The following is a 20,154-nucleotide window of genomic DNA, read 5'->3' as shown; positions in this document are numbered from 1 at the left end:
GGGGCCAGCGCCGTGTCTACTCCTCTTTCGCTCGCGTTCGATCCGGTCCCCGCCCCTGACGCGTCTGCGGAGGCTGCAGTCCAGTCAGCGTTGACACAGAATCCGCGCGGGCTGTCTTTTGGCCGCTTGGCAGGCATCGGTGCGTGGGTGGCTGGACGGCAAGGCGAGGCTCCACCGAGGCCCCTGGGCACGGTGCGAGTGGTCGTGTTCGCCGCTAGCCACGGCATTGCGCAGCGCGGCGTCTCTGCGTTCACTCCCGATGCGTCGGCGGTGCAAGCGCAGGAAATTCAATCCGGTGCGGCACCAGTGTGTGCGCTCGCTCGGAATGCTGGGGCATCCGTGCGCCTTATCGACGTCAACGTGGACGCCCCGTCCGGCCCCATCGATGTCGACGACGCCATGAGCCCGGACGAGTTCGAGCGCGCCGCACAATTGGGCAAGTCCGCTGCGGATCACGAGATCGATTCGGGCAGCGATCTGATCGTGCTCGGTGACCTCGGCGTGGGGAACACCACCGTCGCTGCTGCCGTCATGGGCACGTTCACCTTCACGGAACCGGCTGTCGCCGTTGGGCGCGGCAGCGGGATTAATGACGAAGTGTGGAAGACTAAAGTCGCCGCGGTGCGCGATGCCATGTTCCGCGTCCGCGACCAGCGCGAGGATGTCCTCGAAGTGCTGCGGAGAATCTCGGCCCCGGACTTCGTTGCGCTCACTGCGTTCATTGCGCAATGCGCGGTGCGGCGTACGCCAGTGCTTATCGACGGCGCATACACCGCCGTTGCGGCCTACACCGCCGAGCGCCTCGCTCCGGGGACGAAAGAATGGCTCCTCGCCGGCCAGTTGAGTCCGGAACCGTGCCACATGGTCTGCCTCCAAGCACTTGATCTCACGCCGGTGGCTGCCCTGGACATGTCCACGGGACAAGCAACTGGCGGAGCCGCCACCCTTCCCTTGGTCAAAGCTGCCGTGGACTTGGTGCGCGACGAGATGCGCGCCCAGGCCAGCCAGCAGGCTGACAACCAAGCCGCCAGCGGCGACCCGGTGCTTTAGTTCCCGCCCTGCACCAGGGTGTGCAGCCAGCCGTGGGTGTCCTCATGCTCTCCGCGCTGGATCGCGGTGAGACGATCGCGCATTGCCATCGTGACATCACCGGCTTCATTGCCGTTGACGGTGAAGTCAACGTCATTGCCCACGACGTGGCCGACCGGGGTGATCACAGCCGCGGTGCCGCATGCCATGGTTTCGGTGATTTCCCCCGATTCGGCACCGTTGCGCCAGTCGTCGACTGTGATGCGCACTTCCTCCGTCGTAAAGCCAAGGTCGCGTGCGACCTGCAACAGTGAGTCGCGCGTAATGCCAGGAAGCAGCGAACCAGACAGTTCCGGGGTGACCACCCTGGCGCTGTCACCGGAGCCATAAACGAACATGAGGTTCATGCCGCCCATCTCTTCGATGTAGGTCCGCTCGATAGCGTCAAGCCACACCACCTGGTCGCAGCCCTTCTCTTCGGCTTGCGCCTGGGCCAGCAGAGACGCGGCGTAGTTGCCCGCGAACTTGGCTGCGCCGGTACCGCCTGGCGCGGCGCGGACATAATCGTCGCTAATCCAGACCTTGACCGGGTTCACGCCACCGGAGAAATAGGAGCCAGCCGGGGACGCGATGACGAAGAAAGTGTAGGAGTCAGCCGGGTGCACGCCTAACCCGACCTGCGTGGAGATCATGAATGGGCGCAGGTACAGCGCCGCCTCACCCCCGGCCTCCGGGACCCACTCGTGGTCAATATCAACCAGCTGGCGCAGCGACTCAATGAACAGCTCCTCCGGAATCTCCGGCATAGCCAGACGTTCCGCCGAGTTCTGCATACGGCGCGCGTTCTGTTCCGGCCGGAAAGTGACGATGGTGCCGTCGGCGTGACGGTAGGCCTTCAACCCCTCAAAGATGGCCTGACCGTAGTGGAACACCATCGATGCCGGATCGAAGGAGACATTCTCATACGGGCGCACCTGCGCGTTGTGCCACCCCTGATCCTTAGTCCAATCGATGGACACCATGTGGTCGGTGAATTTCTTACCGAACATTGGGTTTTCCAGAATCTCCGCGCGCTCCTGCGCACTCTTCGGATTCTCGTTCTTTGTAACGGTGAATTCAGGGAGGTTGTGGTTCGTCATACCCGGAATCATACTCCCGCCCCCGACCGCGCTGCCATAGTCCAGACCGGGGGTTATCCGTAGTCAGCGAGGCCAGTAGGATCGCTGGCATGTCCACTCACGCGAAACTTCCCCACTTCACCGATCTGCTACCGGCGCACGGCACCATGCCGCAGCTGGAGTTCGCCGCCGACATTGCTAGAGCCGAGTCAGCGAACACGAGGATCATCCCCGTCCTGCAGGAGGATGGGGAGCTGGCGATGCCTACGTCACCTCTGACCAGTGCTGAGGTTTACCGTCAGCTCGAGTCCCTCGGGGCGACGGGCAAGTTGGGGGAAATCACGAAGCTCGTCAGCGACGGTGTGCTCTTCGTTGCCGTCGGTGTTGGTGAGGACGGTTTGGACGAGACCGCTCTGCGCCGCGCGATGGGTGCGGCTGCGCGGGGGCTGAAGGACTCCACGAACGCAGTCGTTCTGGGCAGCTACGGCATCCGCGCGACTGTGGAGGGGCTGCTGCTCGGCGGCTACGCCTACAACGGCCTCAAGAGTGCGGAGAAGGCCACCCCGGACACCGCCGAAGGAGAGAAAACTGCCGAGGTCGAGGGGTACAGCGACACCCCGGCGCGGCGCCCCTTGGTCACTGTCATCGGCGATGAGGCCGACCGCGACCAGTTCGATGCCGCCGTCACCGTTGCCAACGCGGTCGCCCTCGCCCGTGACCTGGTGAACACGCCGTCGAACCTGCTCTACCCCGCCAACTACGCCGACATCGCTACTGCGGTCGCCGGTCGGTGCGGTCTCACCGTGGAGGTACTCGACCACGATCAGCTCCGCGAGCAGGGTTTCGGCGGTATCACCGCCGTTGGTCAGGGTTCTGAGCGTCCGCCGCGTCTCGTCCACCTCTCCTGGGCGCCAGAGAACGCGGGCACCTCCGTGGCGCTCGTCGGTAAAGGCATCACCTTCGACACCGGCGGCATCTCCATCAAACCTGCCGCCGGGATGGAGCAGATGGTGATGGACATGGGAGGTTCCGCAGCTGTGCTCGCGGCTACCTCCGCGATCGCTGCGCTCGAGCTACCTGTGCGTGTCGACGCATGGCTTCCCCTGGCAGAAAACATGCCATCCGGTACGGCGCAACGCCCTGGCGACGTGATCACCCACTACGGCGGCATGACATCCGAGGTGATCAACACTGATGCCGAGGGCCGCCTCGTGCTTGCCGACGCAATTGCCCGCGCCAGCGAGGACCACCCCGACTACCTCATCGAAACATCCACCTTGACCGGCGCGCAGATGGTGGCGCTGGGCAAGCGCACCTTCGGCGTCATGGGTTCAGACGAACTGCGCGACCAGATCGCCGAAACGGCACGCGAGATCGATGAACCCGGCTGGGCCATGCCGATGCTGGAAGAACACGACGAGGAAATCGCCTCCAAGGTGGCCGACATCAAAAACGCCAACTCGGACCGCTTCGGCGGCATGGAATTCGCCGCCACCTACCTATCCAAGTTCGTGGGCGAGACCGCCGACGGCGAGGAGATCCCCTGGGCGCATATCGACGTCGCCTCCCCCGCTTGGAACACCGGCGGCCCCTACGGATTCATTCCCGCCCGGGCGACCGGTGTGCCGGTGCGCACCATCGTGGAGACGATTCGTTCGATCTGCTCCTAACGTTTAAGGGCTCCGTCGCCTAGACGTTAGGGTCTTCGCCGCGCTCGAACTTGGCGCGGCGTTCTTTTTGTTCGGCGCGCTTACGCAGGATCCGTTCCTGCTCCATCCGTTTCCGCATGCGGTCTGGGTATCCGGTCTCTTCAACGTCGTAAAGCGAAATGCCCAGCATCTTGCTCACCGCGTCAATGCCCTTGGGTCCCCCAATGTTGCGGCGCGTGTACTCGCCATTGTCCGCAACGAGCACGACTGACATTTCGTTGACCATCGTTTCCGGCTCGACGAAGCCCTCGACGAACCCATGCCGCTCCGCCCACTGCTTGAGATACTGGGCATCTTCCGGCCGCACAGTCTCCCCCGGGCCGCGCGGCGGCTTGAACGGGGAATTCTTCTTGCGTGAGCCGAACAGATTGAACACGGTCAATATTGTAGGCCTCCCCTGTCGCACCCCCCGTATTTGGCGGACATCACACTTGCGGACGCGATGCCTGGGAAGCGAGTACTCTGGGAAGAGATTCAACGTCTGCAAACTTTTATAGGAGACACACACAACCATGGCTCACTCTGTAGAGATGCCCGAGCTGGGCGAATCGGTCACCGAAGGCACCATCACGACGTGGCTCAAGGAGGTCGGCGACACCGTCGAGGTCGACGAGCCATTGCTCGAGGTCTCCACCGACAAGGTCGACACCGAGATCCCGTCCCCGGTCGCTGGCGTGCTGCTGGAGATCAAGGCTGAGGAGGACGACACTGTCGAGGTCGGCGAAGTCATCGCTGTCGTCGGCGACGAGGGCGAAGAGCCGTCCGGTGACTCCGGCTCCGGCTCTGATGCGGCTGACTCGGACGACTCTGCAGAGGCAGAGAAGGAAGAGACCGACGAGAAGCCGGCGCAGGAGGAGTCCGCGCCGAAGAAGTCCGGCGGTTCCGGAAGCGCCACCGATGTTGAAATGCCGGAGCTGGGTGAGTCTGTCACCGAGGGCACCATCACCACGTGGCTGAAGTCCGTCGGCGACGAGGTTGAGGTCGACGAGCCGCTGCTCGAGGTTTCCACCGACAAGGTCGACACCGAGATCCCGTCCCCGGTGGCCGGCACCCTGGTCGAGATCCTCGCGGAAGAGGATGACACCGTTGAGGTCGGCGAAGTCATCGCCCGTGTTGGTGACGCTGACGCAGCTGGTGCTTCCGACGAGCCGGAGCAGACCAACCGCGGCGAGGACGATGTTGCTGACGCTGACGAAGAGGTCGACGACGACAACTCGGCACAAGGCGAAGGCGACAACCCGGCTGACGCACCGAAGAAGGACTCCGAGAACAAGTCCTCCACCAACAAGAAGGGCTCTGGTGAGTCCACCGACGTGGAGATGCCGGAACTGGGTGAGTCTGTCACCGAAGGCACCATCACCACGTGGCTGAAGTCCGTCGGCGACATGGTCGAGGTCGACGAGCCGCTGCTCGAGGTCTCCACCGACAAGGTCGACACCGAAATCCCGTCCCCGGTGGAGGGCACTCTGCTGGAAATCCTCGCAGAAGAGGACGACACCGTCGAGGTCGGCGAGGTCATTGCCCGCGTCGGTGACGCTGAGGCGGCTGCTGACGATTCCGGTTCCGACGACTCTGGCACCTCTGCTTCCGAGCCCCCTGCAAAGGAGGAGAAGCCCGCTGAGCCTGAGGTCAAGGAAGAGAAGCAGGCAGCCAAGGACGAGAAGCCGAAGTCCGAGGCACCGAAGAAGGACGAGAAGCCTGCAGGTGACTCCGCTGAGTCCACCAACACCTCGGCGAAGGTCGACAACGGCGGCAAGGTGCCGTACGTGACCCCGCTGGTGCGCAAGCTGGCTGACAAGCACGGTGTGGACCTCAACTCCATCGAGGGCACTGGTGTCGGCGGCCGCATCCGCAAGCAGGATGTCCTGGCTGCTGCGCAGGGTGGCTCCGCCGACTCCGCTGAGTCGACCCAGGCTGCTGCCGCTGAGCAGAAGGACGCTGGCCCGCGCTCCCGCTGGTCCACGAAGTCTGTGGACCCGGCGAAGTCCGAGCTGATCGGCACGACCCAGAAGGTCAACCGCATCCGCGAAATCACGGCCGCCAAGATGGTCGAGTCCCTGCAGATCACTGCACAGCTCACCCACGTCCAGGAGGCCGACGTCACGCGCGTTGCAGAGCTGCGTAAGGCTGCGAAGCCGGCGTTCGTCGATAAGCACGGCGTGAACATCACGTACCTGCACTTCTTCATCAAGGCCGCCGCAGAGGCTCTGGTTTCCCACCCGAACGTCAACGCGTCCTACAACGCTGAGACCAAGGAGATCACCTACCACGACACCGTCAACATTGGCGTCGCGGTGGACACCCCGCAGGGTCTGCTCGTGCCGGTGCTGAAGAACGTTCAGGACATGACCCTGGCTGACATTGCCAAGGGCGTGGCTGATGTCGCCGAGCGCGCACGCAACAAGAAGCTGCGCCCGGATGACCTGTCGGGGGCCACCTTCACGGTGTCCAACATCGGCTCCGAGGGTGCACTGCTGGATACCCCGATCCTCACCCCGCCACAGGCCGGCATCCTGGGCACCGCGGCGATCCAGAAGCGCCCGGTCATTGTCACCGAGGACGGCATCGACTCCATCGCGATCCGCCAGATGTGCTTCCTGCCGTTCACCTACGACCACCAGCTGGTCGACGGTGCTGACGCTGGCCGCTTCGTCTCCACCATCGTGGACCGCATCGAGGCCGGCGACTTCCAGGACGACTTGGACATCTAAGCCCCCAGTCTCCGCGCACTGAGCCCGGTACCAGCTTCGGCTGGGGCCGGGTTTCAGCTTTCCCAGATCCCATCGACACCGCGGATGTGCAACCCCTGTGCGGGTTGCGAACCGGGCACGCCACCTCGCCGATCCCTCTAGACTGGAGGTATGACAAAGGCACAGGACAGCGCGAAAAAGAAGAAGACCGAGACCTTCAAATCCTTCCGAAACGATGCGGCAGATTTCATCGAGGAGGCGATCGGTGGCCTGGTTGCTGCACACCCGGACGCCGAGTGGCACAGCGAAGGGTTCATCGGCCGCAAACGCACACAGGAAGAGAGCAATCAGCGCGGCAAGGTCGGCGTGATTTCCGGCGGCGGTTCCGGCCACGAGCCGATGCACGCCGGTTTCATTGGGGAGGGCATGCTGGACGCGGCCTGCCCAGGTCTGGTGTTCACCTCCCCGAACGCCGTCCAGGTCATCGCCGCCACCGAGTGGGCTGACCGCGGCAAGGGTGTGGTCCATGTGGTGAAGAACTACACGGGCGATGTCATGAACTTCACCGTGGCGGCGAACACCGTCGAGGGGGAAGTTGGCCAGATCATCGTGGCGGACGATGTCGCCACTGAAATCGACAACGATCACTCCCCCGGCCGGCGCGGTACCGGCGCGACCATCATCGTGGAGAAGATTGCCGGAGCTTCTGCTGCCCGCGGTGATGAGTTGAAAGATGTGGTCAAGTGGGGGCAGAAGGCTGCCGACCAGTCCCGCAGCATGGCCGTGGCGTTTCAGGCAGGCCACTTGCCCACCAGCGACCGCCAAACCTTCGACCTTGAGGAGAAGGAGATCGAGATCGGTGTGGGCATCCACGGCGAGCCTGGTGTAGAGCGCCGCAAGCAAAAACCGGGTGTGAAGAAGCCGACGGCAGCCAACCTTGTTGAGGAACTGCTCGACGGGATCATCACTTCCCTCAACAAGGCCGATGTCACGGTCAAGGAGAACACCGATGTTGTTCTTCTGGTCAACGGGCTGGGCGGCACGAGCGAGCTGGAGCTCGACCTCGTTTTCGGCGAGGCGTGCAAGCAGCTCGAGGAAAAGGGCATCAAGGTCAAGCGCGGCTACCGCGGCTCATTGGTGACTTCTCTGAACATGGCCGGTGTCTCGCTGACGTTGACGAAGGTCAACCGAGAAATGCTGGAGCTGCTCGATGCCGAGACATCTGCCCCTGCCTGGCCCGCCGCTGCCGTCAACCCGAAGTTCGCCCTTGCTGCGATGGAGGATGATTTTGAACAGCCGGTCAACGGCAAGAAGAACAAGTGGCTCAGCGCGTTTGTCGACCGCCTCTCTGGCGCTTTCGACGACCTCACCGAGCTCGACCGCATTGCCGGCGACGGCGACTTCGGCCAGAACATGGAAGCCGCTTTCGGCGACATCACGACCCCGCTGAAGTGCTCCGACGAGCAAGCGCTCGAGTTCTTCGCCCACCGCATGCTCGTGCGTGCCGGCGGCACCTCAGGCGCGGTCCTGGGCACGTTCTTCCGCGAAATGAGCGACGCCTTCGCTGAAACCGGCGTGGACTCGCGCGACGCGGGCGCGGGAGCCTTTGCGAAGACGCTGGCGACGGGCCTGAACAACGGTGTCGAGGCGATCACGGAGCTCGGCGGCGCCAAGGAGGGAGACAACACGCTTATCGACGCTTTGGCTCCCGCCGCCAAGGCCGCCTCCGACATCACCAGCGCCGAATCCATCGATGAGGTTCTGGAGCGCGTTTTCGAGCCGGCAGTCAAGGGCGCGAAGTCGACCCGCGGCATGGCAGCGAAGAAGGGACGCGCCTCTTACCTGGGCGAATCCGCCTCCGATGTGCCCGACCCCGGCGCGATTGCCGTTACGTGGCTGTTCGGCGAAGCAGCTGTGGACGAGTTCTAAAACCCCTCACTTAAACTTGTGGGAGACCAACTGAATCACCCCGGAAACTAAAGGAGAACCGTGGACTACATCACCCGCCACATCGGCCCGACTGATGAAGAACGCGCGCAGATGCTCGACCGCGTTGGCTACGGCTCAATCGCCGAGCTTGTCGACGCTGCAACACCCCCCGGAATCCTGCTCAAGCAGCCACTGAACTTGCCTGAGCCGCTGAGCGAGAAGGAGGCGCAGAACCGCCTTCGCGAACTAGCTGGCAAGAACACGGTGTTGCGCGCCTTCCACGGCCAGGGGTATTCCTCCACGGTCACCCCACCAGTGATTCGCCGCGGTGTGGTGGAAGATGCAGGTTGGTACACCGCCTACACCCCCTACCAGCCGGAGATCTCCCAGGGCCGTCTAGAGGCGCTGCTGAACTTCCAAACAATGGTGCAGGACCTTACGGGCCTGCCGATGGCTAACGCATCTCTCCTGTGCGAAGCTTCTGCCGTTGCTGAAGCCATCGGCCTGATGTCGCGCGCCGTGAAGAAGGGCCGCCGCGTCATCCTGGACTCCCGTCTCCACCCGCAGGTGATCGCCGTCGGTGCTGAGCGCGCCCGCGCCCTGGACCTCGAGGTTGAGGTCACCGCTTTGGATTCCAACTTGGTCGGAGAAGACTTCGTCGGAGTTGTCATCGCCTACCCGGGCACAGAGGGCGACATCACCGACCCTCGGCCGGTTATCGAGGCGATCCACTCCCGCGGCGGCCTGGCCACCGTGGTTGCCGATCCGCTGGCGCTGCTGCTGGTCGAGTCCCCGGGCGAGATGGGCGCAGACATCGCGGTGGGTACCACCCAGCGCTTCGGTGTTCCGCTGTTCTACGGCGGCCCGCACGCCGCCTACATGGCTGTCACCGACAAGCTCAAGCGCCAGATGCCGGGCCGCCTGGTCGGCGTCTCGGTCGACGCTGAGGGCTTCCCCGCCTACCGCCTGTCGCTGCAGACCCGTGAGCAGCACATCCGCCGCGAGAAGGCGACCTCTAACATCTGCACCGCCCAGGCGCTGCTGGCGGTCACCGCGTCCATGTACGCCGTGTACCACGGGCCGGAGGGCCTGCGCGAGATTGCGCAGCAGGTGCATGAGTGGGCGGGGCGGTTTGCTGCGTCGATAAGCAATGCGGGCCTGGAGCTCGCGCACGAGAACTTCTTCGACACTGTCGCGGTGAAGGTGCCCGGCCGTGCGCAAGGCATTGTCGATGCGCTGGCTGAGAACGGTTATCTTGTTCGCGCGATCGACGCCGACACGGTGGGCGTGAGCTTTGGTGAGGACACCGACGAGGCCGACCTGGTCGGTCTGCTCGGAGGCTTCGGCATTATTGACCAGCCGGCAGCAGGTGCCGAGAACCACCTGCCGGAAGCACTGCTGCGCACCAGTGACGTGCTCACGCACGAGGTATTCAACACGCACCACTCCGAGACGATGATGATGCGCTACATCCGCAAACTCGGCGACAAGGATCTGGCGCTCGACCGCACTATGATCCCGCTGGGTTCGTGCACGATGAAGCTCAACCCGACTGCCGGGCTTGAGGCGATTACGTGGCCGGGCTTTGCCAACGTGCACCCGTTCACGCCGGACAAGTACACCGAAGGCTGGCGCGAGCTGATCGACGAGCTCAACGGCTGGCTTGTGGAAATCACCGGTTACGATGCCGTGTCCGTCCAGCCGAACTCCGGCGCGACCGGTGAGCTGGCCGGCCTGCTAGCGATGCGCCGCTACCACGTGGCCAACGGCGACACCGAGCGCGACATCTGCCTCATCCCGGCATCCGCACATGGCACGAACGCTGCTTCGGCAACGCTGGCGAATCTGCGCGTGGTCGTCGTGGCGACCGCCGATGACGGTTCCATCGACATTGAAGACCTGGATAAGAAGCTCGAGCAGTACGGCGAGCACGTCGCGGCGATCATGATCACCTACCCGTCCACGCACGGTGTGTACGAGGACACTGTGTCCGAGGTCGCAGAGAAGGTCCACGCCGTCGGCGGTCAGGTCTACATCGATGGCGCGAACATGAACGCCCTGACCGGCTTGGCCCGCCCCGGCGACTTTGGCGGCGACTGCTCGCACCTCAACCTGCACAAGACCTTCACCATCCCGCACGGTGGCGGCGGACCGGGTGTCGGCCCGATCGGTGTGGGTAAGCACCTGGCTCCGTTCCTGCCGTCTGATCCGCAGGTCAGCGGTTCTGAGGCCGCGCAGGAGGCTCCTGAGGGCGCCGGCGTGCCTATCGCGTCGACCACGTACGGTTCTGCGGGCGTGCTCCCGATCTCGTGGGCGTACATCGCCATGTCCGGTGCAGAGGGCCTCGCGTCTGCGACCCGCAACGCGATCCTCAACGCCAACTACGTAGCGCACGAGCTCAACGACTCTTTCCCGGTGCTGTACACCGGCAACAACGGATTGGTCGGGCACGAGTGCATCGTGGATCTCCGCCCGCTGACCGACCGGTGCGGCGTGACCGCTGCCGACGTGGCCAAGCGCCTCGTCGACTACGGCTTCCACGCCCCCACTTTGGCGTTCCCAGTGGCAGGCACATTGATGATCGAGCCCACCGAATCCGAGGATCTCGCCGAGCTGGACCGGTTCATTACCGCGATGCGTTCCATCGGCGCGGAGATCCAGGACATCATCGACGGCAAGATCGCCTACGAGGACTCTGTCGTCCACAACGCACCGTTCACCGCCCGCAGCGTTGTCGTCGGTGATTGGGACTACCAGTTCAGCCGCCAAGAGGCCGCTTACCCGGTCGACTCGCTGTTGACCAACAAGTACTTCCCGCCGGTGCGCCGCATCGACGAGGCCTACGGCGACCGCAACCTCGTGTGCGCCTGCCCGCCGCCGGAGGCTTTCGATATTGCCGCAAGCGACGTCGATGAAGAGCGCGACCCGACTGTCACCGAAGAGAACAGGATCTAAGTCATGCCCCAAACACCACTGCACTCTGCCCACGAGGCGTTGAACGCCACCTTCACCGACTTCGGTGGCTGGACCATGCCTCTGAAATATGGCAGCGAGCTCGAGGAACACCGCGCCGTGCGCAACGACGTGGGCATCTTCGACCTGTCGCACATGGGTGAGATCGACGTGAAAGGCCCCGACGCCGGTGCGTACCTCGACTACGTTCTCATCAGCTCGCTTTCCGCCCTCAAGGTGGGCAAGGCGAAGTACTCGATGATCGTGAATGACGATGGCGGCATCATCGACGATCTGATCACGTACAAATTTGCCGACGATCACTTCATGGTCGTGCCCAACGCCGGCAACACCGGCGCAGTCTGGGCGGCGTTCGAGGCCCGCGTCGGCGACTTCGACGTGGAGATCCGCAACGATTCCGAAGCGGTCGCCCTGGTCGCAGTCCAGGGTCCGCGTGCGCTCGAGGTGCTCGAGCCGCTTATCGACGGCACCCCCGGCGACCTCGCCTACTACTCGGGCGAGTGGATGCGCCTGAAGTCCGAGGACTCGCCTGTTGAGGTCTTCGTCGCCCGCACCGGCTACACAGGCGAAGACGGCTTTGAGCTGTTCTGCATGCGCGAGGACGCACAAAAGGTGTGGGACGCGGTCGTCGACAAAGGCACCCCGTGCGGCCTCGCCGCCCGCGACTCCCTGCGCCTCGAGGCCTCCATGCCCCTCTACGGCCACGAACTGACCGCAGACATCACCCCGGTGGAAGCTGGGATGGGACGGGCGTTTGCGAAGAAAGAGGCGGACTTCGTGGGCAAGCAGGCGCTGACCGGCCGCGAGCCGACCGTCGTCATCGCGGGGTTGACCTCGGAGGAACGACGCGCAGCCCGCGAAGGCGCTACTGTTTTCCTCGCGGACGGCTCGGACACCCAGATTGGCACCGTTACTTCGGGCCAGCCCTCCCCCACGCTGGGTCACCCCGTTGCTTTGGCGCACATTGACCCAAATCACGCCGAGCCAGGCACTAAGGTTGAGGTGGACATCCGGGGTAAGCGCTACGCCTACACGGTCAGCGAAACCCCCTTCTACTCCCGAAAGGACAAGTAACCATGGCCGACATCACGCTGCCCCAGGAATTCTCTTACTCCGAGGACCACGAGTGGGTCAACGCTGCCGCTGACGCCATTCAGGGCCAGACTGTGCGCATCGGCATCACCTCCGTGGCTACCGAGCGCCTCGGGGAGATCGTTTTCGCAGAGCTGCCTGCTGTCGGCGACACCGTCACCGCCGGTGAGACCTGCGGTGAGGTTGAGTCCACCAAGTCGGTCTCGGATCTGTACTCCCCCGTCACCGGCACCGTCACGGCCGTGAACGAGTCCATCGAGGACAATTACGAGGCCATCAACAACGACCCGTTCGGCGAGGGGTGGCTCTTCGAGGTCGAGGTTTCCGCGGTCGGCCCGCTCATGACCGCCGACGAGTACGCTTCCGCCAACGGCGTCTAATTCGCCGGTGTCGGGAGCTTCATACATTTTTAGTATCGCCTTCTGATCCATCTCCGCGACGTTTCCCCAGGTGAGATCACGCCGGAAAGGCTAAAAGGCCATACTAAAAAGGTAGCGCTACCATGAACCCATGACTGCTCCCCGCGATCCGTTCTTCCCCGCCGACAAATCGATCCGCGCTGATAATTCACCTCTTGACGTGCGAAATCTCGGCCTTGTGGACTATGAAGAAACCTGGCACATGCAGGCGGACCTCGCTACCCAGCGCGCGAACGACGAGATCGGCGATACCCTGCTGGTTCTGCAGCACCCCAATACCTATACCGCCGGCAAGCGCACCCAGCCGGAAGACCTCCCCGACAACGGCCTGCCCGTGGTGAAGGTCGACCGTGGCGGGCGCATCACCTGGCACGGTGAGGGCCAGCTGGTGACCTATCCCATCATCAAGCTCGCCGATCCTGTGGACGTGGTCGACTTCGTGCGCCGCATCGAAGAAGCGATGATCTTCGCTGTGCGCGAGTTCGGCGTTGCCGATGCTGGTCGGATCGAGGGCCGCTCCGGTGTCTGGGTCCCGGCCGACCCGGCCACGTTCCGCCGCGACCGCAAAGTCGCTCAGCTGGGCATCCGCGTCACGCGCGGTGTGACTATGCACGGCTTGGCAGTGAACTGCAACAACACACTCGAGTACTTCGGACACATCATCGCCTGCGGCATCAACGACGCGGATGTGACCACCTTGTCGCTCGAGACCGGCCGCGACATCACCCCCGATGCCATCACGCCCACGCTTGTCGACGCTCTCTCCCGCGCCCTTTCCGGCGAACTCCACGTCTCCGACCACACGATTGGTGCGGCACCGACCCCGTAGTAGGGCAATCGCATCGTAGATATTCGACACGCTAGTAAGGCAGCACTAACCTGGATGGTGTGACTGTGGCAGAAGAAGGACGCAAGCTAAGGCGCGTCGAAAAGCGAAACGCTCAAACCCCCATCGAGTCGAAGCCGCGGTGGATCCGCAATGCGGTGAAGACGGGTCCGGAGTACGAGGACATGCGCCGCAAGGTGTCCGGTGCGTCGCTGCACACCGTGTGCCAGGAGGCCGGTTGCCCCAACATTCACGAGTGCTGGGAATCGCGCGAGGCCACCTTCCTCATCGGCGGTGCGAACTGTTCCCGCCGTTGCGATTTCTGCATGATCAATTCCGCGAAACCGGAACCGCTTGACCCTGAAGAACCCTTGCGCGTCGCCGAGTCTGTGCGCGAGATGGAGCTGAACTACTCCACCATCACCGGCGTGACCCGTGATGACTTGGATGACGAGGGTGCTTGGCTCTACGCCGAGGTCGTGCGCAAGATTCACGAGCTCAACCCGCACACCGGCGTGGAGAACCTTACCCCTGACTTCTCTGGTAAGCCCGACCTGCTCCAGCAGGTGTTCGAGGCTGAACCGGAGGTCTTCGCGCACAACCTGGAGACGGTGCCACGCATCTTCAAGCGCATCCGCCCGGCGTTCCGCTACGACCGGTCCTTGGAGGTCATCCAGGCGGCACGCGACTACGGGCTGATCACCAAGTCGAACCTCATCCTGGGCATGGGCGAGACCCGCGAAGAGGTGCTCGAGGCGCTGCAGGACATGCAGGAAGCCGGCACCGACATCATCACGATTACCCAATACCTCCGCCCCGGCCCGCAGTTCCACCCGATTGAGCGGTGGGTGAAGCCGGAGGAGTTCATTGAGTACCGCGACGCCGCATACGAGATGGGCTTCGCTGCGGTCATGTCCGGCCCGCTGGTTCGCTCCTCCTACCGTGCTGGCAAGCTCTACGTCGAGGCGATGAAGTTCCACGGCCGTGAACTGCCGGAGAACCTCAAGCACCTCGCACAGACCTCTCAGGGTGCGACCGACCAAGAAGCTTCTACCCTGCTGAACAAGTACGGCCCGTCCCAGGAGACGCCGGTGGTCTCTGCTGGCCGCCCGTCTGTCTCGCTGGGCTTGCCAGGCCTGTCTATGCCGTCGGCTTAGCGGCTACATCAGGGGCCGGGATCTCATTCAGGTCGTCCCGCCCCCTTCCCTGCCGGATAGAATACTGCTCGGACACATAGGCGGAACTGCATGCTTTTGACCTGGGTTTACAGATGAGCAGTATTCCAGAAAACAGCGAGTAGTATTCTAGAGCTGAGAAGCACTCGAAAAGCTAAGGCCTCCCGGATGTGATCCGGGAGGCCTTGCTCGTCTAAGCGACTAGCTACGTAGAGTTAGTTCTCTTTCGCCGTGGTCGGGACGTTGGACCCAACCGTCCACGCCTCCGGGTTGTCGCGGGAGGCGTCGGTGCCGCCGTCCTTGAAGATCGGACGGTCGAGCACGACGGACGGGACTGCGAAAGCGTCCACGAGAACCTCAGACCAGGGGCCAAGCGAGTCGACCAGGTCGTTGATGGCGGCGCGGGCTGCCTTGACGCGGCCGGAGGAGATGACGTTTTGCTCCTGGTACCAGCCAGCGTTGCGGATGATGGTGTCGAAGACGAACAGGTGGCGGACCTGCTCGAATACGGCACGCTCGGTGGAGCCGACCGGCAGGGAACGCTCTGCTTCGATCATGGCCTGGACCATCAGGTTCTCGATGTACGCCCATGCGGCGTTGAGCATGTGGTCCTGGGCCTTGTCGATGACCTTTGCGCCCTCGGCACGCGACAGCTTGCGTGCGCCCTGGATGCGGCGGATCAGGGAACGCATCACCAGCTGCTCGCGCAGCTGGATCACCTTGAGCTGGTAGTCAGCGTCGAAAAGCGACGCTTCTTCGCTCGCGAACGTGTCCACCACGGACTGGACGGTGGCACCCAGGCCAGCGCGGGAGCGGAAGATGTCCGTCACGTTGGTGGCGGCGTACTTCACAATGTCCATCGCAGACGGGTTAGCCATCTCGCTGGTGTACGCGGTGAGCAGGTTCTTGCCGGCCAGCTGCAGCAGAACGGTGTTGTCGCCCTCGAACGTGTTGTACACATCGGTGTCTGCGCGGAAGGTGGTCAGCAGGTTCTCGGACATGAAGCCGGCACCACCGCACGCCTCGCGGCACTCCTGGATGGTGTCGGTGGCGTGCTCGGTCGCGACGGCCTTGAACGCTGCAGCCAGGGTCTCCATCTCGCGGGATGCCAGGGCCTGCGCCTTGGTCGGGTCGGTCACGGACCACTCGCCGGATGCCTGACGTGCGGTCTGATCCGCGTAACGCTGGGTCAGCTGATTCTGCAGCAGCTGGATAGCGTAGGTGCGGGCCAGCGGGATGATCAGACGGCGGCGGTGCGCACGGTAGTCGATCAGCTTGTCTTCACGGCCGGCGTCACCGTAGTCGAACTGGCGGCGCTGGTGCGCGTACTTCGTGGCAATGGCCAGTGCGGACTTGGTCGCGCCTGCGCCGGCAGCACCGACGGCAATACGGCCGCGGATTAGGGTGCCCAGCATGGTGAAAAAGCGGCGGTTCTTCGACTCGATCGGGGAGGTGTAGTTACCGGCCTCGTCGACATCGCCGAACTGGTTCAGCAGCGCTTCGCGCGGGATGCGGACGTTGTCGAAGGTCAGGGTGCCGTTGTCAACACCGAGCAGGCCGCCCTTGTGGCCGTGGTCGCCGATCTTGACGCCCTCGACCGGGGAGCCGTCATCCTCGCGAATGCGCACAACGAAGCAGTGCACACCGTGGGACTCTTCCTCGCCCGGGGTGTAGAGCTGGGCGAAGACTGCGGACCAGCGGCCATCGCGGGCGGTGTTGCCGATGTAAACCTTGGTCGCCGACGGAGACGGAGAGTGGATGATGAACTCCTGGGTCTCCGGGTCATAGGTCGCGGTGGTCTCCAGGTCCTGGACGTTGGAGCCGTGGCCACGCTCGGTCATGCCGTAGGAGCCGAGCATGGACAGGTCCATAGCACCTTGCGCGTACTCGCGGTGACGCTCGGTGCCCAGGACGTCGACTGCGCCGCCCCACAGGCCGAACTGCACACCGGACTTAATCGCCAGGGAGCCGTTGAACTGACCCAACAGGTCCAGGCCCAGGATGCCCACGTGGGCCTCGCCGGAGCCGCCGTTAGCTTCGGAGAAAGCGGTCTGCATCATGCCGGAGCCAGCCACCATCTTGACCTTTTCCAGCAGGGCTGCGCGGATGTCCTCAACCGAGCCTTCGATCATCGGGAGGGCTTCTTCCCGGTTGAGCTGCTCGCGGATGTCGTCCTTGCGCTCGCCCCATGCGCCGTCAAGCAGATCCTTCAGCTTCCCCGCGACAGCTGCATCGGGGGTCTCTGGCAGCGTCTGCGGTTGGCGGGATTCCGGCTTGGCCTTGCGGCCTTCCTTTTCCTCAACAGAGGTCATGGTTGTGTTCCTTTACGGAGAGTGGTGAATAGGTGAAGCCTTGGCGCTTTAGCGCTCAATGATCGCGACGACGCCCTGGCCGCCTGCTGCACAGACGGAAACCAGGGTGCGGCCGCCACCGTTTTGCTCCAGCACCTTGGCAGCCGAAGCGAGGATGCGTGCACCGGTCGCGGCGAACGGGTGGCCGGCTGCCAGAGAGGAGCCCTTGACATTGAGCTTGGAACGGTCGATGGAGCCCAGCGGAGCGTCCAGGCCGAGGCGCTCGCGGCAGTAGGTCTCGTCTTCCCATGCCTTGAGGGTGGCCAGCACCTGGGAGGCGAAAGCCTCGTGGATCTCGTAGTAGTCGAAGTCCTGCAGGGTCAGTCCGTTGCGCTCGAGCATGCGCGGGACAGCGTAGGTCGGAGCCATGAGCAGGCCGTCCTTGCCTGAGACGAAGTCAACGGCTGCCAGCTCGGAGTCGACGATGTACGCCTGGACCGGCAGGTTGTTCTCCTTTGCCCATTCCTCGGAGGAGAGGAGGACAGCCGCTGCACCGTCAGTAAGCGGGGTGGAGTTACCCGCGGTCATCGTTGCGGTGCCGCCGTGCTGCTCCGCGTCCTTCTTGCCGAAGACCGGCTTGAGCTTCGAAAGCTTTTCGACGGAAGAGTCCGGGCGCAGGTTAGTGTCGCGCTGCACGCCGAGGAACGGGGTCATCAGGTCGTTGAAGAAGCCCTCGTCGTAAGCCTTGGCCAGGTTCTGGTGGGAGGTTGCTGCCAGCTCATCCTGGGCCTCGCGGGAGATTTCCATCTCGCGGGCGGTGATGGCGGCGTGCTCACCCATGGACAAGCCGGTGCGCGGCTCGCCGTTCTGCGGCTGCTCCGGAGCCAGCTGGCTCGGACGGATGGAACCGACGAGCTTGAGCTGGTCAGCGGTGGACTTGGCGTTGGACAGACGGATCAGCGTCTTACGCAGCGTGTCGTTCACAGCCAGTGGGGCGTCCGACGTGGTGTCGGCGCCGCAGGCGATACCGTTCTCGATGCGGCCCAGAGCAATTGCGTCAGCGACCTGGATCGCGGAGGTCAGCGAGGTGCCGCAGGCGTGCTGCAGGTCGAAGGCCGGAGTGGTGGATGCCAGCTCAGATCCGATCACCGATTCGCGCACGAGGTTGAAGTCGCGTGCGTGCTTGAGCACAGCACCACCGACGACGAGACCCATCTCCTGGTCCTGCAGACCGTAACGCGCCACTAGGCCGTTGAGGGCCGAGGTGAGCATGTCCTGATTGGATGCGTTGGCGTATTCCTTGTTGGACCGAGCGAACGGGATGCGGTTACCGCCGAGGATGGCTACCTTGCGAGGTTCATTCATGCTTATTCCTGCACTTCCGTGAAAAGCGTTGAGAAACCCAGGATCTTCCTGCGATTTTCTCCGGACTTTTGTTTGGCACTTTACAAAGTCATTCCTTTGTAAGGTTCGTCACCATAGTGATCTTATAATAGTATCCGACACAGAGCCACCGATTTCGCACGGTTGCCCTTGCCTCAGTACGTGCCTATATGAAGGAGAAAATAGTGGCATCCCAAGGCCTCCTCGAACAGTTCATCAACTCCCCTCTCGCTGCCAAGGCTGGTGTCCCCCAGGGTTACCCGCTGCGTCGTTACAAGCAGGGTGAGCCCCTGCTCCACGGTCCGGTCGTCGTTGGCGGTGAGGGCCGTCTGACTCCGGCTCTGGCCGAGCTTCTCGATGGCCCTTACAAGCTGTTGAAGGCCGAAGCAGACACCAAGCGTGCTGGCATCGTGTTCGATGCCAGCGGCCTGACCAAGCCGGAGGAGCTCGAGGCCCTGCACAAGTTCTTCCACCCGCAGCTGAAGAAGGTGCTGGACAACGCCCGCATCATCGTCATCGGCACCACCCCGGAGCTGGTCGACGGCACAGATGAGCGCATTGCACAGCGCTCGCTGGAAGGTTTCACCCGCTCGCTGGCAAAGGAGATGCGCAAGGGCGGCACCGTCCAGCTGGTGTACGTGGACCCCTCCATCGACGGCGGCCAGATCTCCAAGGTGGAGTCCACCCTCCGCTTCCTGCTGTCCGGCAAGTCCGCGTTTGTCGACGGCCAGGTCATCCGCGTCACCCCGGCCGATGTTGATCAGCCGGAAGACTGGGAGAAGCCGCTGGCTGGCCGCCTCGCCGTGGTCACCGGTGCCGCCCGCGGCATCGGCGCCGTTATCGCAGAGACCCTGGCCCGTGACGGTGCCAAGGTGATCTGCGTGGACATTCCGCAGGCTGGTGAAGGCCTGGCCAAGACCGCCAACAAGGTCAAGGGCACCGCTTTGCCGCTCGACGTGACAGACCCGAAGGCTGCGGAAGAGATTGCTAAGCACGCTCAGGAGCGTTACGGCCGCAAGATCGACACCATCGTTCACAACGCTGGCGTTACCCGCGACAAGCTGCTGGTCAACATGGATGACAGCCGCTGGAACATGGTCCAGAACATCAACCTGGTCGCACCGGTGCGCATCACCGAGGCTCTGCTTGAGGCTGACGCATTCGCTGACAAGCCGGCCATCGTCGGTGTCTCCTCCACCTCTGGTATCGCCGGTAACCGCGGCCAGACTAACTACGGCACCACCAAGGCTGGCGTGGTCGGCTTCGTCGATGCGCTTGCCGACAAGATCGCTGAGAAGGGCGGCTCCATCAACGCTGTGGCTCCGGGCTTCATCGAGACTGAGATGACCGATGCCATCCCGTTCACCACTCGTGAGGTGGCTCGCCGACTGAACACCCTGAGCCAGGGCGGTAAGCCGCTCGACGTTGCTGAGACTGTTGCGTACTTCTCCGCTCCGTCGTCGACCTCCGTCAACGGCAACACCGTCCGCGTCTGCGGCCAGAACCTGGTTGGAGCTTAA

General features: G+C 63.5%; 14 protein-coding genes. 10 read left to right on the top strand and 4 right to left on the bottom strand.

The features are described from left to right. The first annotated feature begins 12 nt into the window (after positions 1-12). Positions 13-1,050: a nicotinate-nucleotide--dimethylbenzimidazole phosphoribosyltransferase gene (locus KBX18_RS03125; protein WP_005289491.1), complete on the top strand. Its 1,038-nt coding sequence runs from the start codon at positions 13-15 to the stop codon at positions 1,048-1,050. Here KBX18_RS03125 and KBX18_RS03120 read toward each other — a convergent pair. After that, the gene (locus KBX18_RS03120; RefSeq protein WP_040423587.1) at positions 1,047-2,168 is read right to left on the bottom strand and encodes a branched-chain amino acid aminotransferase; all 1,122 of its coding nucleotides are present in this window, start codon (positions 2,166-2,168) and stop codon (positions 1,047-1,049) included. The genes KBX18_RS03125 and KBX18_RS03120 overlap by 4 nt on opposite strands. Positions 2,169-2,257: 89 nt before the next feature. Here KBX18_RS03120 and KBX18_RS03115 point away from each other — a divergent pair, with 89 nt between their 5' ends. After that, entirely contained in the window at positions 2,258-3,817 is a 1,560-nt protein-coding gene (locus KBX18_RS03115; RefSeq protein ID WP_255994780.1) for a leucyl aminopeptidase, read from the top strand. Between the two features lie 19 nt (positions 3,818-3,836). Here KBX18_RS03115 and KBX18_RS03110 read toward each other — a convergent pair whose 3' ends face one another. Next, on the bottom strand, positions 3,837-4,232 hold the full coding sequence (locus KBX18_RS03110; protein WP_255994779.1) for an oxidoreductase: 396 nt from the start codon (positions 4,230-4,232) through the stop codon (positions 3,837-3,839). A gap of 136 nt (positions 4,233-4,368) precedes the next feature. Between KBX18_RS03110 and sucB the strand changes: the two genes are divergently transcribed. The 7 genes from sucB (at position 4,369) to lipA (ending at position 14,942) form a co-directional block, all read left to right on the top strand. Next, positions 4,369-6,567: a 2-oxoglutarate dehydrogenase, E2 component, dihydrolipoamide succinyltransferase gene (sucB, locus tag KBX18_RS03105; protein ID WP_005289482.1), complete on the top strand. Its 2,199-nt coding sequence runs from the start codon at positions 4,369-4,371 to the stop codon at positions 6,565-6,567. Positions 6,568-6,717: 150 nt separating this feature from the next. Continuing rightward, a complete protein-coding gene (locus tag KBX18_RS03100; RefSeq protein WP_255994778.1) occupies positions 6,718-8,475 on the top strand; it encodes a dihydroxyacetone kinase family protein in 1,758 nt (585 codons plus the stop codon). Between the two features lie 60 nt (positions 8,476-8,535). Continuing rightward, positions 8,536-11,430, top strand: a complete 2,895-nt coding sequence (gene gcvP, locus KBX18_RS03095; protein ID WP_255994777.1) for an aminomethyl-transferring glycine dehydrogenase — start codon at positions 8,536-8,538, stop codon at positions 11,428-11,430. Positions 11,431-11,433: 3 nt separating this feature from the next. Next, positions 11,434-12,522 carry a glycine cleavage system aminomethyltransferase GcvT gene (gene gcvT / locus KBX18_RS03090; RefSeq protein ID WP_255994776.1) on the top strand — a complete coding sequence of 363 codons (1,089 nt, stop codon included), beginning with the start codon at positions 11,434-11,436 and terminating at the stop codon, positions 12,520-12,522. 2 nt (positions 12,523-12,524) lie between these two features. Further along, complete coding sequence (gcvH, locus tag KBX18_RS03085; protein ID WP_255994775.1) at positions 12,525-12,920, top strand: glycine cleavage system protein GcvH; 396 nt, start codon at positions 12,525-12,527, stop codon at positions 12,918-12,920. Between the two features lie 130 nt (positions 12,921-13,050). Continuing rightward, entirely contained in the window at positions 13,051-13,788 is a 738-nt protein-coding gene (lipB, locus tag KBX18_RS03080; protein ID WP_005289474.1) for a lipoyl(octanoyl) transferase LipB, read from the top strand. A 59-nt stretch (positions 13,789-13,847) separates the two neighbouring features. Beyond that, on the top strand, positions 13,848-14,942 hold the full coding sequence (gene lipA, locus KBX18_RS03075) for a lipoyl synthase (protein ID WP_255994774.1): 1,095 nt from the start codon (positions 13,848-13,850) through the stop codon (positions 14,940-14,942). Positions 14,943-15,175: 233 nt separating this feature from the next. Here lipA and KBX18_RS03070 read toward each other — a convergent pair whose 3' ends face one another. Together KBX18_RS03070 and KBX18_RS03065 are read right to left on the bottom strand one after the other, a co-directional pair. Continuing rightward, entirely contained in the window at positions 15,176-17,272 is a 2,097-nt protein-coding gene (locus KBX18_RS03070) for an acyl-CoA dehydrogenase family protein (RefSeq protein WP_255994773.1), read from the bottom strand. Between the two features lie 48 nt (positions 17,273-17,320). Next, a complete protein-coding gene (locus KBX18_RS03065) occupies positions 17,321-18,616 on the bottom strand; it encodes an acetyl-CoA C-acetyltransferase (protein WP_305082912.1) in 1,296 nt (431 codons plus the stop codon). 203 nt (positions 18,617-18,819) lie between these two features. Here KBX18_RS03065 and KBX18_RS03060 point away from each other — a divergent pair, with 203 nt between their 5' ends. Beyond that, entirely contained in the window at positions 18,820-20,154 is a 1,335-nt protein-coding gene (locus KBX18_RS03060) for a 3-oxoacyl-ACP reductase (protein WP_370687217.1), read from the top strand.

Source organism: Corynebacterium sp. CCUG 69979 (genome assembly GCF_024454095.1).
In the GTDB taxonomy this organism is placed as follows: Bacteria; Actinomycetota; Actinomycetes; order Mycobacteriales; family Mycobacteriaceae; genus Corynebacterium; species Corynebacterium genitalium.
Note: the sequence above shows the minus strand (reverse complement) of the source record. Positions and strands in the feature narration are given on the sequence as shown.